Raw genomic sequence first — 14680 nt, forward strand, 5'->3', positions numbered from 1 at the left:
TTAACGGTTCCTGATCGAGTAATATCGTGCCAGAAACCGACTTGTAACTTCATAAAGGGTATCTCTTAATGACTGTACATCCTACTGATGCTGATAACATCCAAGCTCAGTCCAATCCTAGTGAGCAGGCAGGTGCGCTTGCAGCTGTAGACACTGGCACCTCAAAAGAGGTCAATGCCGCCAATATTAATGACAATCGACATGGTGCGGCAACGACTGCTCGGCAATGGCAGGTACTATCACAACTACAGCGCAATCGCTGGGTAGGCACCACGCATATTTATGAGCAGCTGATGATGGCAGGCTTCGATATCAGCCTACGTACTGTCCAACGCGATTTGAACGCCCTTGCCAAACGCTTCCCTATCGAAAAAAACAATGCCAATCCTCAAGGTTGGCGCTGGAAAGAAGACGCCCCATTACAAAGCTTGCCGCATATGAACTTATCACAAGCGGTTGCTTTTAATATGGTCGAGGCCAATCTGACCCAGTTACTGCCACCTGTGATCTTAGATGAATTATTTCCTTGGTTTGACTTAGCACGGCGACAGCTCAAAAACAGCAAAGTGACCCACTCTTGGATAGACAGAGTCCGTATCGAGCCTGCCACACAGCCACTTATCGCACCAGATATAGATTTAGATAGTAAAGACAATATTTACCATGCGCTATTTTATCAGCTGCAAATTCATGCTTGTTATACTCGTAGCAACAAATTACAAGCCAGCGAATATATCCTAAATCCAATCGCAATTATCCAGCGCGGTGTGATTATCTATCTGCTGGCAACTCGTACTGACGATCCAGAAGCCACCATTCGCACCTTTGCCTTACATCGGTTTGATAGTGTTGAGATTCTCGAAACCGCTGCAAAAACACCAGAGAATTTTCAACTCGATACGTATTTGGATGAAGGCAGCATGGGCTTTAGCCACCCACTGTTTGGCGAATTGGACGAGCGTGGCAAGAATACCGCTGTTGAGCTTAGGTTCACTAGGCAAGCTGGTAAGAGTCTGACCGAAAGTAAACTTAATGACGATCAAACCGTGACGCTAAATGAGGATAATACCCTTACTGTAAAAGCCACTGTTAACTTAACCTCACAGCTGGTCTGGTGGCTACGTGGATTTGGTAGTGGCTTATTAGATGCTAAGCCTGAACTACTTTATCAAGCGGTATTAGACAAACCTGCGACAGCAATCAGTGAGTGATATCACTGGTATTAAGCTTGCTTACATCACCATTACTCGAGTAAGCAGTCACTAAATCTAGATAACGGTTAAAAACTAAGAATAAAAAAGGAAAGTTATGTCGACCACCGCCCCATCACCACTGTTGTCAGATAGTTTACGAGGACTGGGACTAGACGCAGGGACTTTATTCTTTGCGCTCAATTATGAATTTACCAAAATTGAGCCAAAAGGCATGTTTAAACGCTTCAAAAAAAATCAAAGCGCGATGGATATTGATCTGGCTTGCGTGTTGTACGATGACAATTGCGTCATCAGTGACATCGTTTGGTTTAAGCAATTACGTGATAAAGCTGAATCGGTCAAGCATCAAGGTGACAGCTTAAATGGTAAGGATCGCGGTGAACAAGCCACGTATCTGGCTCCGCTTGATCAAGAGCAAATCAGATTGGAACTCGAAAAAATTCCCGCTCATATCACTCATATTGGTTTAATCGCCAACTCATACCACGGTCATTCGTTCTCTAGGGTGAAAAAAGGCGAAATTCATCTGAGTGACGATGAAGGAAACCGTTGTTTTGAAGTCAACCTTAAGCAGCTTCCACGCGACTGCACGACGTTATGGGTAGCGCATCTGCGTCGATCTGTTGACGACTGGCATTTAACATTGCAAAACTTACCACTCACTGCAGAAGATCTAGCAGATGCAGCACAAGAAGTGGCTCATGAGTTAGCACGTGCATTGCCTATTCCTCAGGGAATATAAGAGCAATTAGTAATCGCATATAAAAGAGGTCTTGTGCTATCCAAACACAAGACCTCTTTTTATGGGCAAATCATTAGCTGTAATTAATTGCTAAAAACCTATCTGTTATAAATCATCTTACACTTGCCTATAAAACTTCACCGCAATGCGGACAGAAGTTCTTTTGACGTGTCTCAACTTCTCTTTCACGCCGTTCGAGCTCTTGCTCTCGAAGTACTTGTAAAACGATATTTTGTGCCTGCTCTTTATCTAAGCCTAGCTCTCGACGAATTTTATCAATCATCATCTGATTTTGTACCAGATCAAAATCGCTATCAATTAACTGCTCACGAAAGTGCTGTTCAAGCTCTTCACGGCGCTGAGCCAATTCATTCGCTAGTCCTGTCGCTAGAATACCAGCTGGCAGTGCTGCGAGACCTACGCCCAATATCGTAATGACCGCACCCAATATTTTGCCAGCATTAGTAATTGGCGTGACATCTCCATAGCCTACGGTTGTCAGTGTTACCACAGCCCACCACATCGCTTTAGGTATGGACTCAAACTCATCTGGCTGTGCGTGATTCTCTACCAGATATATACCGCTAGAGGCGGTCACAATCATAATAATAAGAATAAAGATAACAGCCTGAAATGAGCCTCGCTCCTTGCTAATCACGACTAGCAAAATACGCATTGAAGCAAAATAACGCGTCAACTTTAGGATTCGAAACAAACGTAAAATACGCAAGAAACGCAAATCAATATTGACAAAGAAATTCAAAAAGGCGGGCACGATGGCTACTAAGTCAATCAATGCGGATGGGCTTCTGAGCCAATCCCATCGCTGTTTCCATGTTGTGTTATCAGGCTTGGCTTCAGCCACACTCCACAGGCGCAATAAGTATTCAATAGAAAAGACAACGATAGAGAAATTTTCAAATAAGGTGAAGTAATCTTGATAAGGGTAATACCACTGATCGACAGACTCTGCTATCACAGCAGCTACGTTAGTCATAATCAAAAATATAAGAAAATAATCAACGTAACGGCTAAATAACGTGTCATGTTCTTCATTTTGTAAAATATCATAAACAAAATGACGCAAGCGCCGTATAGATTGGAATAACATGCCAGCCCTATGCGGTGAAATACCGATTTGATGTTAGTAGAATAAAACAACAGTCAAACAATAAAAACCAAACTTTCATCACAGAACATAGGAGATATTTGCAGCAATCATCCGTGATTTTTATCAGAAACGCTTCATTTGGTACTGACCTGTCCATTATCAGCCATGACTAGCGGCTATACAAAATGCAGATAATAAACATAGACCGATACCAGCAGTATAAACACAATTAATAGGATAGAGAACCTTAAGAACTGTTCGTCAGCACGAAGCTGCTGACTAATATCCTGTGCAGGTATCAAAAACAAGTGACATTCAGGACAACAAGAGTCTACCTGATTCAGTATTTTCATCGTACGCGCATTCGTACAGCGTAGAGGGGAGTTACTGCAATAGCCAAGCATAATATATTGCACCTCTTGTTGAATCATAAATAAGAGATACCGACTCACGTCAATGACACTTACTTAAAGAGCAGCTTTTGTTGTGTTTAATTATAGACTGTAGACAATTGAATTACACGTAAATGTAATTTATTGCAGAAACATTGCTAATTTATATTTAAAACCTTACCGGTAATAATGATTTTCGTATCATAATAGAGATTAAATGTTACAGATTAAACTTTAATCATGACATCATGTATCAGTAGCTAATGCCATCCCTCATTAGATAACTGCTGATAATTTTTTATTACGTTAAGGAATGAAATGATGAAACTACAATCCCTAGTTTTAGCAACTGCTGCTGTACTTACAATGACAACTGCTTTTGCAGTCCCTGCTGGTACTTGGTCTGTTGCTGCTGGCGCACATTATGTTGATCCTAAAAGCGACAACGGTACTCTAGATAACGGTTTATCTGTTGATGTTGATGGCGATGTACGTCCAACTATCAGTGGTGAATATTTCATCGCTAACAACGTTGGTGTTGAACTGCTAGCTGCTATTCCATTCCATCATGACATCACTCTAAAAACTGGTGATACTACTATTGATGCAGAAACTCAGCACCTACCACCTACTCTATCTGTACAGTATCACTTCGATGGCTATGACTTGCCTATGAATGTGAAGCCTTTTGTTGGTGTTGGTGTGAACTACACAACATTTTTCAAAGAAAGAATTTACCTTGGTAACGGTAATGATTTAGAGCTTGATGATAGCGTTGGTGTAGCTGGCCATGTTGGTCTTGATATTCCTTTTGCTCCTACCGAAGCTTTCCGTATCGATGCCCGTTATATGGACATCAAAACAGATGCAAGCCTAAACGGTACTGATATTGGTGAAGTTGATATCAGCCCTTGGGTATATGGCGTAGCATTCGTTAAACAGTTCTAAATTAGTAAAGATACCATGCGTAATAAGAGCCAGCTTGATAGCTGGCTTTTTTGTGCCTATTAACTATGGTTACTACCATCTGTCTACACTAGCTACTAGGCAATTATTTATAAAAATAGCTAATAACCTGTAAGAACAAATAATCTTCATAAAAAAAGACCACCCGTGGGCAGTCTTTTTTTATTGCTAGCTAGCTTTAGATCAAGATACGACGTGGGTCTGCTAGTAACGTTGCGATATAACGAGTAAATACAGCAGCATCTGCGCCATTGATCACACGGTGGTCATAAGACAAAGACAGTGGCAGCATCAAACGTGGCTCAAAGCTTTGTTTTTTAGCATCCCAACGTGGTTGCATACTTGCTTCAGAGACACCTAAGATACCAACTTGTGGCCAATTAACTAGTGGCGTAAACGCTGTACCGCCCAAGTTACCTTGGCTCGATATTGTAAAGCTTGCCCCTTGCAAATCTTTGGTACTGAGCTTCTTATCACGAGCTTTTACTGCAAGCTCGCCGATCTCAATCGCGATTTGCTTCAAGCCTTTATCTTGTACGTTTTTGATAACAGGTACGATAAGACCATCATCAGTTGCCACTGCGATACCCATATTGACACTTTTACGCAATATAACCTGAGTATTGTCATCGCTCAAATGACTATTGAATCGTGGGTGCTGAGTCAACGCGTAAGCAGTAGCTTTAACCACAAATGCCAAGATAGTAAAGCCAACACCTTCAGCTTTCATGCCACCTTTTATCTCACCACGTAGTTTTTCAGTCTCGGTAATATCAGACAGATCGAACTGCGTTACTTGCGGTAGCAAAGTATTGTAGTTGAGCTGTGGTATCGAGACTTTCTGCAAGCGGCTGAGGTCTTGTGTTTCTGTCTCACCCCAGATCTCAGCGTTACTCATGTCAGGCAGCTTCGGTAGACCTGAGCTAACAGGATTACTGCTCACAGGTGCCGCTTTCTGCTTGGTTAGACTGTTTTTAACATGTGCAAACAAGTCTTCTTTTAGAATGCGATCGTTTAGAGCTGAACCATTCACTTGTGTGATATCCACACCCAACTGACGCGCTAGTTTACGGACGGCAGGACCTGCGTACACATCAACCAATTTTTCATTGACCTGTGCTTCAGTTAATTTACCCTCTGTTTTGCTAGCAGGTGTATCAGTATTGATCGGTTTAGCAGCTTGTTTTGGCTCACCAGCGGTTTTAGCAGCTGACTTATCTTCTTTTTTAGCTGGTGCTGACTCTTGTGGTTTAGGCGCTTCAGATTCACTATCAGTAGCATCATCTGCACCACTTGCCATGATGACGATAAAGTCCTGACCATTAGCAACCATATCACCTGCTTCGACCAAGATTTTCTCAATCTTACCAGCAACTGGCGCTGGTACTTCAACCGATGCTTTATCTGATTCGATTAGCAAAATCGATTGCTCAGCGCTAACAGTATCACCAACACTAACCATAATTTCAGAAACTTGTGCCTCATCAACACCTAAGTCAGGTAATGCATGAGTAGTTGCTTTACCAGCATTAGCGGCTGGCTTGGCAGCAGTCTCTGATTGCTTTGATTCAGTTGCAGCAGGTTCAGGTTTTGATTCTGGTTTAACATCGTCTGTGCTGTTCGCTTCTTGCTCTTCAGCAGCAGCACTGTCATCATTGCTTTCTGCGCTATCCTCTGCGCTTTCAAGCTCAATTAGCACCATACCTTCGCTGACTTGATCACCGATAGCAACGCTAATCTTAGTCACTTTACCAGCAGCAGAGCTTGGTACTTCAACTGATGCTTTGTCAGATTCTAATAATACGATGTTGTCGTCTTTTGCGATGACATCACCAATTTCTACCATAATCTCGCTGACTTCGGCGCTATCCACACCTAAATCGGGGGCTTTAATGTCCATGATTTATTTCCTCGTCTTATGGTTATTATTATTTGACATCTTTATCATCAAGTACGTTTGCATCTGCTTGATCTTCAGCACGGCCTTCATTACTAATTTCATCATCGTCTTCAGCGATAAATTCAGGTACAGGATTTGGATTTACGTTACCTGGCGCTGGTGCATCTGGAGACTGATCATAGTAAGACTGCTGCTGCCATGCAGGTGGATGATCCACATCGATACCTAAGCTTGAAATCGCGTCTTTAACCAAACGCATCTCAACTTCACCTTCATCGGCTAGGCGTTTAAGCGTTGCCACAACGATATGCGCAGCATCAACGTTGAAGAAACTACGTAGGTTTTCGCGCGTATCAGAACGGCCGTAACCATCGGTACCTAGAGTCGTGTAAGGACGATTATCTGGTAACCAAGCACGGATTTGCTCTGAGTAGTTACGCATATAATCTGTCGCTGCAACCACGATACCTTCGTGCGGTGCTAACTGCTCAGTAACCCAAGGCACTTTCTCTTCATCCATTGGATGTAGACGGTTGTAATCGTCACAAACCATACCATCACGAGTCAACTCATTAAAGCTGGTTACGCTCCAAACGTTGGACGTAATATTGAACTCGTCTTTTAATATTTGTGATGCTTTTTGTACTTCGCGTAAGATAACACCAGAACCTAATAGCTGCACTTGTGTTGAACCGTTGTCTTCAAGCAAGTACATACCACGTTTGATACCTTCCTCGCTTCCTTCTGGCATAGCAGGTTGCTCGTAGTTTTCGTTCATCAACGTCAAGTAATAGTAAACGCGCTCGCCTTCACCATACATACGGCGTAAACCATCATGCATGACCACAGCTAGCTCATAACCAAAGCAAGGATCGTAGCTGACGCAGTTTGGCACGACATTGAATAGAATCTGTGAATGACCATCTTGATGCTGCAAGCCTTCGCCATTAAGCGTTGTACGACCAGCAGTTGCGCCTAACAAGAAGCCTTGTGCTTGACAATCACCTGCCGCCCAAGCCAAATCACCCACACGTTGGAAACCAAACATTGAGTAGTAAATATACATCGGAATCATCGGTAGCGCGTTCACAGAGTAACTGGTTGCCAATGCAATCCAAGTGCTCATTGCGCCTGCTTCGTTGATACCTTCTTCTAACATGTGACCATCGATAGCTTCTTTATAGCCCATTAACGCTTCACTGTCTTCTGGTGTATATTTTTGGCCAACAGCCGAGTAAATACCCAATTGACGGAACATACCTTCTAGACCAAACGTACGCGCTTCGTCAGGTACGATTGGTACAACGCGATCTTGGATGTCTTTGTTTTTGAGCATCGCAGATAGCAATCTTACAAATACCATCGTTGTAGATTGTTCTTTACCATTGCTACCTTTTAATACCCGATCGAACATTGATAGTTCAGGGATATTTAGTGGAATATGACCACTACGGCGGTTTGGTAAATGACCACCTAACGACTCACGCCGACCTTTTAGATACTTCATTTCCGCCGAACCTTCTTCAGGGCGGTAGAATGGTAGGGTCTCTAACTGCTCATCAGTAAATGGTAAATCAAAACGATCACGGAAATACATCAACGCTTCTTGATCAAGCTTCTTCACCTGATGCGATTTGTTGACTGCTTGCGTTTGAGCAGACAAGCCATAACCTTTAACGGTTTTAACCAAAATAACCGTCGGTTGGCCTTTGGTTTTCATAGCTTCGCTAAAGGCAGCGTAAACTTTGACTGGATCATGGCCGCCACGGTTTAGACGTGAGATTTCTTCGTCAGTCAACGCATCTGCCATCTCTTCTAGCTCTGGATATTTACCAAAGAACTCTTTGCGGGTAAATTCAGGCGTACGCGCTTCATATAGCTGATACTCACCATCCACCACTTCTTCCATACGTTGTTTAAGGACACCCGTATGATCTTTACCAAGTAATGAATCCCAGTTACCGCCCCAAATGACTTTGATGACTCGCCAGCCTGCGCCGCGGAATACTGACTCTAGCTCTTGAATGATTTTACCGTTACCACGGACTGGACCATCAAGACGCTGCAAGTTACAGTTAACTACCCATATTAGATTGTCCAGCTTCTCACGACCAGCGAGAGAAATAGCACCCAAGCTTTCTGGCTCATCCGTTTCACCATCACCTAAGAATGTCCAAATCTTACGACCTTCTTTTTCTAGCAAGCCACGGTTTTCCATATAGCGATGTACATGGGCATGATAGATAGACATGATTGGGCCAAGTCCCATTGATACCGTTGGGAACTGCCAGTAATCAGGCATTAGATATGGATGCGGATAGCTTGATAGGCCTTTGCCGCCTACTTCACGGCGGAAATTATCGAGCTGATCTTCGGTCAAACGACCTTCTAGATAAGAGCGTGCATAGATACCTGGTGCTGAGTGACCTTGATAATAGATCATGTCGCCACCGAAGTGATCGCTAGCGGCGCGGAAGAAATGGTTAAAACCTGTTTCATAAAGCGTTGCACTAGAGGCAAATGTCGCTAAGTGACCACCCAAATCATCATCGTTTTTATTGGCACGCATAACCATAGCAAGTGCGTTGTAGCGAATTAGCGCACGTATCTTACGCTCCATGCCTAGATCGCCTGGGTACATTGGCTCATCTTCGACAGCGATACTATTGACGTACGCAGTGTCTAGTCTGTTGAACGGGAGACCTTCTTGAACTGCCATATTATATAAGGCTTTTAGGAGAAACTGAGCACGGTCCTTGTTTGCGTGTTTAACCACAGATTCAAAGGCTGCCAGCCATTCCTGAGTTTCGGTGCTATCAGCATCCTTATAATAATTCATTCTTGTTAATCCTTTTATATCAGTCATACCTACCTAATGGCAGGGCTTCATTGAAAAATGCATGATGAGAGATTGGTTTACTTATGACATCCTTGCTACGTCCAAGCATTCCCTTGTTTTGTGCGACGATATACAGCTTGATTATAAAAATAGTATTACTCATATCGACAAATGCATCAAAGCAACACATCTGCCAAACCGTCATAATGCTACGACTATTCTATTCAAACGTTAATTACTATGACGTTCCATTATAAGCGTTTACGCGTTGGTTGTTTATGGCTGTAGAGAAATGATGGAATAACAAGTATTTTTTAAATAAATAATGATTAGTTTTTAGGTAAATATTATTTATTAATAGCTTTGCGGAATATGATTGATTGAATATACAACATACGGTAACTGGTCATGACAAAAACGCCATTCATCTATTTAATATGATTTTTACAAAAATATTACTTAAAATACAAAATATGTATAACACATTTTTTTTTGGTAAATAAACGTTTACATTAGGCTTTAATACATAGGAATATTGAGATGCAAAAGGTAGAACGACTTTTGAATTCAACGAAAAAGCATTTATTCAATAGATATATATGTCAGATAATGACATTGCTAGCTGCTATTCCTATGTTTTTTATTAGTAATGTAGCTTTTGCTGAAGCTGATCCCGTATGTCCAAGTGGACATGCTATGTATTATTTAGGTTCTAAGAGTACTACAACAGCGCCTAAAGCTACTTTGAGTTGGTCAGCAGCAGGCAACTCTAGTACCACTTATAGCTTTGACAGTGGTCTTAAACTTGTCTTATCTTTTTCCGATATTAACTTTGTTAGGACTGGCTATCCAGAAGTTAGCAGTTTTACTGGTGTTACTACCAATGCTCTTAACATGCGTCATAGCAGCGAAAAAATCGATGTGAATCATAGGTTGACGGCCACTATTAATAAACCCGTTACAAAATACGGTTTTGTCGTTCAAGACTTGGATGCGAATGCTGCTGGAAGATACACTGAGTCGGTATCAATTGTTACTACAGGTGGTTCTTTTAGCAATTTCGCTAATAACTTTACCGTATCTAATTCAAATAAAACGATTACTGCAAACCAGTGGACCAATTGTAGTCCCACTTTTCCCTGTAATTTTAATATTGAATGGGATGCACAAGCAGCAAATACACCGTTTATTACGACTCATGGCAATAATTATGCTAGTGCCTCTACAACTACATCAACAGGTGATCACGTAGTAGGTTATTCAGACTTCTATTTCTGTCTGGCACCGCCTAAGCTCATCGTAAAAAAAGCGTTGAGTAGTACACGTGTCAACACTAACGACCAATTTGAAATAGCAGTTAGTGGTGGATCATTAGCTGCTAATAGCTTTACTACTACTGGTACAGGCTCGACCATCACTAACGGAACCAGTGCAACGCTTACATTAGCAGATAGTACAAGTTATACCATTACTGAGCGTGTGATGAATGGCACAACCTTAGGTGATATAGCGAACTATAATGCGACTTATATTTGTAGTAATGCTACGACAGGTAGTACTACAGTCATGCCTACCTCAGCAATGAGCTATAATGCTTCAGCCAAGACTCGTTCATTTACGCTTAGTAATGCCACTTATGGCGATGATATTACTTGTACTATTACTAATACTGCAAACTATGTGTTCTCAGGCACCGTATTTAACGATAATGGTAAAATCGTAAGCCCAAATAAAGACGATGTATCAGACAAATATCTAAATAATAGCCTTTACTTTAACGGTAAGTATGATTCACCAACTGAATCTGGTATTCCTTTTACTACAGGTCATACCGTTACTCTAAATAAATGTACAGGTGATAGTGGTACGTTCTCACCTCAGACGGTAAACATTGGTAATGATGGAACCTATAGTTTTAGCTTGACGGCAGCACAAGTAGGTAGTTATACAAGGCTTTGCGTTACTCAAAATGAGCCTAGCAACTATACATATTCTGTAGATACTACGAGCAATGTCCTACAAATAGACATTACTAATAGTAAATACAACTACCCTAGCAATGATTTTGGTGATGTTGTTCAAGAAAATGCTGCGTTGGTATTAATCAAAAGTCAGTATGTCCATGACTGTAGCCTAAATAACCTTGCCACAATTGGTGTTAATTATGACGGTAGTGCTAGTAGTGCGTATAGTACAAAACCAATATCTAATATTATCCCTGGACAATGTATCGCTTATAGAATTGAAGCTATAAATCGCGGTAATGTTTCCTTAGCAGATATTGTTATTAAGGATACGCTACAGAGTAAAAATGACTCTAATAATTCATTGATTACCTCTACCTTAGTCAATCCAACACCTATTGGTGAAAATAGTGGCACTCCATCATTTGCAACAAATTCGGTATCTATTGGCAACAACGGTACAGTTACTACCAATACTTTTTCTTTAGGTACTACCACCACTACTCGCCGTCAGGCCATTCGTTTTAATACTAAATATGGTACTACCATTAGTAACTAAACACTTGTTTATTAAACATTTACTCAAGCCCTGTCTAACCAGACAGGGCTTTTACCGTTTGTATACTCCAAAATGCCAGTTGTCATTTTTGTGATGATTAATTGTATTAATTACGTGAAAATAGAAGAAAGGGAGATAGATGCCTTTTAAAACGACGAATGATATTAGATTACTAGCTCCTCCATCATGATATACGACGTTCGCTTTTTACTGATAGTCATGTTCTAAGAAAGGATTTTATATGAAACGTTTTAACCTCTTACATAATGTCATGCTAGCAACTTTTGCCTCTGCTTGTTTGCTAGGTACTGCTCATGCTGACGACGCTCTAAAAATGGAACTGACTGCTAATCAGGTCATTAAGAATGCGGACGGCAAAACAGTATATTCACCAGTACGTACAGCACCAGCTGGTACTGTCATTCAATACAAAGCAACTTATACCAATACCATCAATAAAGACATTAATGATCTGATGGTGACACTGCCTATTCCTGCAAACATGACTTTTACTGGTGAGGCAAATCCTGCCAGCGCACAAGCCAGCACTGATGGCAAGAACTATGCTGATATGCCGCTAATGCGCAAGGTCGATGGCAAAATGGTTAAAGTTCCGTATTCTGAATACCGTACCTTACGCTGGAATATCAAGTTGTTACCAGCTAAGAAATCAGCTGCTGTGGCTTTAAACACTACTGTTAACTAATTAACAGAAGGTTAAACCTTTATTTTTCACCCTCCCATTATTTATTCGACCTTTTACCATCCATTTTGGAGTACTACATGAAATCAAATACTTTTAACTATAGCTTGCTTGCTGTCGGTATTGCCGCAGTAATGGGTATCTCTGGTGGTGCTAATGCAGCTACTCCTAATACTACTGGTGGTGTTAGTGCAGGAGCGGCACCAATTACCAACGTCGCAACCGCAAACTATAGTGTTGCTGGTATCGCTCAGCCGAACGTTACTTCTAACACAGTGACTGTAAGCGTTAGCGAAACAGCTAACTTTGCACTCGTATCGACTGTTGATGATGGTAGCATTGGTAACGATACTGCTGTTAACAGAACTGCTACGCCAGGTGGTACGACTACCTTTACTCATGCTTTAACCAATACGGGTAACGTAACGGATACTTATACCGTTAATACCACAGGTAATGACTCAGCACTAGTAACAGCTACGCCAGACTATGCTTTAGGTACTGCGCCTGTTACGTTTACTATTGTACAAGCAGATGGTACTCCTCTAAGTTCTGCTCAAGTAGCCGCTTTAAATGGTCAAGCACAGACAGGTACCGTAGCTAATGGTGGTACTATTAAACTACAGCCAGGCACTAGAGCTAATCTAAGCTACGAAGCAGCTACGCCAGACGCTCGTAATGGTAATGACAAAGGCGTTGGTACGTTAACAGCAACCAGTACTTTCTTTACTGCTAATCTTCCAGCAAACGCGACGTTGGTGAACGAAAACCAAACTATCGTGAGATTGCCTACCTTTAAAATTGCAAAAACAGCGACCAGTACTGTCGATTTGACAGTGGCTAATCCGCAGATCAACTATAGTATCGTAGTCACTAACGTGGATACTGAATATAGTACTGCTGCGACTGATATTGTCATCAGGGATGTCCTTCCTGCAGGTTTGAGTTTGCCTAATGGCACAGCCTCAGACGTGACCGTAACTGGTGCTGGCACTGCTACGATTTCTACTGTTGGTACTCGACAAGCTATTAATGTTGCCGTAGCAAACTTAGCCGTTGGCGCAAGTCGCACAATTACTTTCACAGTTAATGTCGATAAAACTCAGTATACAGCTGCTAATAGTTCAGTAACTAACAATGCAGAAGTCTACGATAAGTTCATCGGTGCGGTTAGTCCGTTAATTGCTGCTCCTGTACTTGGTACTGACTATAACATTTTGGATAGTACAAATAACAATATAGATGTGACTAGAGTTCCTGCTGCTGCAGATCAAGCTAACGGCGCTGGTATAGATACTGCTGGTGTGACTAACTTCACCAGACGAGCGGTTGTAGTGAGCAATCCAACGACTAGAGAGATTGCCCCTGCCTCAGGTACTGCTAATCAAGCTATTCACTCAACTCTTATTACTAACAGCGGTCAAGATGCTGAAGGTACCAATGCTAACCCATTGACCTTTACTATTGCTGATGGTGGCAATAATGGGGCTGTTAGACCTGCTACTGGTCCTGTTAGTGCTACTTATACGCCGCCTGGTAATGGAGCTCCGGTTACTATAACACTGCAACCTACCGTTGCTGGTGGTAATACATATACTCTTAATAGCACTACACTACCAACAGCTCAATTTCCAAATGGTATTGCACCTGGTGGCACATTAGCGATCAACTATAATGTGTCGTCGGGCAATGTAGCTGCTCCTGCAACTGTTGCTGATGCTGCAGCTGTTGGTAGCACTGAAACTTCTGTTGTAACGTTAACGCCTGCTGGTATTAATCCACCTGCTGTGACTTCAGTTACGGATACGACTAATGTCAGAGGCTTAACTTTAGTGAAGGCTCAATCCCTAGATGCTGCTTGTGAAGCTACCGTCGCTGCAAGTACTTTTGTTGATACTGCGCTCGAGGCGAAACCTGATCAATGTGTTATCTATCGTATTCAGGCGACTAACACTTCTTCGGCAGCATTAGGTTTTAATCTTACTGGTGTAACGATTTCGGATTTGTTGTCTAACTTTTCAGCTGGTGCGGATTTAGTAGCTAATTCACCTGCTACTTCTGCTACTACGTCATCTACTGCAGGCACAGCTAGTACTACCAGTACTGCGGTTCTTGGTACTAACTATACATTAGTTCCTGGCGGCGTTGGCACCTTGACCTTTAAGATCAAAATTAAAAACGCTCGTTAATTTATATTTAATATTGCAAAGTCTATAAGCTTCACAAGACGCTTATAGACTAACTGTCCAGCTTGACCTAATTGATTTTGATTAGCCAAGCTGGAGCGTTA

The 14680-nt window shown here is 41.8% G+C and carries 10 protein-coding genes; 6 read left to right on the top strand and 4 right to left on the bottom strand.

Annotated elements, in window-relative coordinates; genetic code table 11:
- Window positions 1-68 precede the first annotated feature (68 nt).
- Window positions 69-1211: a helix-turn-helix transcriptional regulator gene (locus ACQKC9_RS04335; RefSeq protein ID WP_427620634.1), complete on the top strand. Its 1143-nt coding sequence runs from the start codon at window positions 69-71 to the stop codon at window positions 1209-1211.
- A 97-nt stretch (window positions 1212-1308) separates the two neighbouring features.
- Entirely contained in the window at window positions 1309-1956 is a 648-nt protein-coding gene (locus ACQKC9_RS04340) for a TerD family protein (protein WP_427620635.1), read from the top strand.
- Window positions 1957-2083: 127 nt separating this feature from the next.
- Here the strand turns inward: ACQKC9_RS04340 and ACQKC9_RS04345 are convergent, their stop codons facing one another.
- Window positions 2084-3067 (bottom strand): ion transporter, encoded by a 984-nt coding sequence (locus tag ACQKC9_RS04345; protein ID WP_427620636.1) that lies wholly within the window; start codon window positions 3065-3067, stop codon window positions 2084-2086.
- Window positions 3068-3243: 176 nt separating this feature from the next.
- A complete protein-coding gene (locus ACQKC9_RS04350) occupies window positions 3244-3498 on the bottom strand; it encodes a hypothetical protein (RefSeq protein WP_427620637.1) in 255 nt (84 codons plus the stop codon).
- A gap of 282 nt (window positions 3499-3780) precedes the next feature.
- On the opposite strand from ACQKC9_RS04350, the gene ACQKC9_RS04355 reads away from it, so the two are divergent.
- On the top strand, window positions 3781-4407 hold the full coding sequence (locus tag ACQKC9_RS04355; RefSeq protein ID WP_427620939.1) for an OmpW/AlkL family protein: 627 nt from the start codon (window positions 3781-3783) through the stop codon (window positions 4405-4407).
- 196 nt (window positions 4408-4603) lie between these two features.
- Here the strand turns inward: ACQKC9_RS04355 and ACQKC9_RS04360 are convergent, their stop codons facing one another.
- Both ACQKC9_RS04360 and aceE read right to left on the bottom strand, forming a co-directional pair.
- Entirely contained in the window at window positions 4604-6325 is a 1722-nt protein-coding gene (locus tag ACQKC9_RS04360) for a 2-oxo acid dehydrogenase subunit E2 (protein WP_427620638.1), read from the bottom strand.
- Window positions 6326-6353: 28 nt separating this feature from the next.
- Complete coding sequence (aceE, locus tag ACQKC9_RS04365) at window positions 6354-9164, bottom strand: pyruvate dehydrogenase (acetyl-transferring), homodimeric type (RefSeq protein ID WP_427620639.1); 2811 nt, start codon at window positions 9162-9164, stop codon at window positions 6354-6356.
- A gap of 609 nt (window positions 9165-9773) precedes the next feature.
- Here aceE and ACQKC9_RS04370 point away from each other — a divergent pair.
- The 3 genes from ACQKC9_RS04370 to ACQKC9_RS04380 all read left to right on the top strand — a co-directional run bounded on the left by ACQKC9_RS04370 (window position 9774) and on the right by ACQKC9_RS04380 (window position 14579).
- Window positions 9774-11687 carry a hypothetical protein gene (locus ACQKC9_RS04370; protein ID WP_427620640.1) on the top strand — a complete coding sequence of 638 codons (1914 nt, stop codon included), beginning with the start codon at window positions 9774-9776 and terminating at the stop codon, window positions 11685-11687.
- A gap of 241 nt (window positions 11688-11928) precedes the next feature.
- The gene (locus tag ACQKC9_RS04375) at window positions 11929-12393 is read left to right on the top strand and encodes a hypothetical protein (protein WP_296207876.1); all 465 of its coding nucleotides are present in this window, start codon (window positions 11929-11931) and stop codon (window positions 12391-12393) included.
- Between the two features lie 77 nt (window positions 12394-12470).
- Window positions 12471-14579 carry a beta strand repeat-containing protein gene (locus ACQKC9_RS04380; RefSeq protein ID WP_427620641.1) on the top strand — a complete coding sequence of 703 codons (2109 nt, stop codon included), beginning with the start codon at window positions 12471-12473 and terminating at the stop codon, window positions 14577-14579.
- Window positions 14580-14680: the final 101 nt, after the last annotated feature.

Source organism: Psychrobacter sp. NPDC078409 (assembly GCF_050268505.1).
Classification (GTDB): domain Bacteria; phylum Pseudomonadota; class Gammaproteobacteria; order Pseudomonadales; family Moraxellaceae; genus Psychrobacter.

Bases quoted from the DNA above. Each gene is read 5' to 3' on its own strand.
- ACQKC9_RS04335 (WP_427620634.1), top strand. From the start codon at position 69: ATGACTGTACATCCTACTGATGCTGATAACATCCAAGCTCAGTCCAAT.
- ACQKC9_RS04340 (WP_427620635.1), top strand. From the start codon at position 1,309: ATGTCGACCACCGCCCCATCACCACTGTTGTCAGATAGTTTACGAGGA.
- ACQKC9_RS04345 (WP_427620636.1), bottom strand. From the start codon at position 3,067: ATGTTATTCCAATCTATACGGCGCTTGCGTCATTTTGTTTATGATATT.
- ACQKC9_RS04350 (WP_427620637.1), bottom strand. From the start codon at position 3,498: ATGATTCAACAAGAGGTGCAATATATTATGCTTGGCTATTGCAGTAAC.
- ACQKC9_RS04355 (WP_427620939.1), top strand. From the start codon at position 3,781: ATGAAACTACAATCCCTAGTTTTAGCAACTGCTGCTGTACTTACAATG.
- ACQKC9_RS04360 (WP_427620638.1), bottom strand. From the start codon at position 6,325: ATGGACATTAAAGCCCCCGATTTAGGTGTGGATAGCGCCGAAGTCAGC.
- aceE (WP_427620639.1), bottom strand. From the start codon at position 9,164: ATGAATTATTATAAGGATGCTGATAGCACCGAAACTCAGGAATGGCTG.
- ACQKC9_RS04370 (WP_427620640.1), top strand. From the start codon at position 9,774: ATGACATTGCTAGCTGCTATTCCTATGTTTTTTATTAGTAATGTAGCT.
- ACQKC9_RS04375 (WP_296207876.1), top strand. From the start codon at position 11,929: ATGAAACGTTTTAACCTCTTACATAATGTCATGCTAGCAACTTTTGCC.
- ACQKC9_RS04380 (WP_427620641.1), top strand. From the start codon at position 12,471: ATGAAATCAAATACTTTTAACTATAGCTTGCTTGCTGTCGGTATTGCC.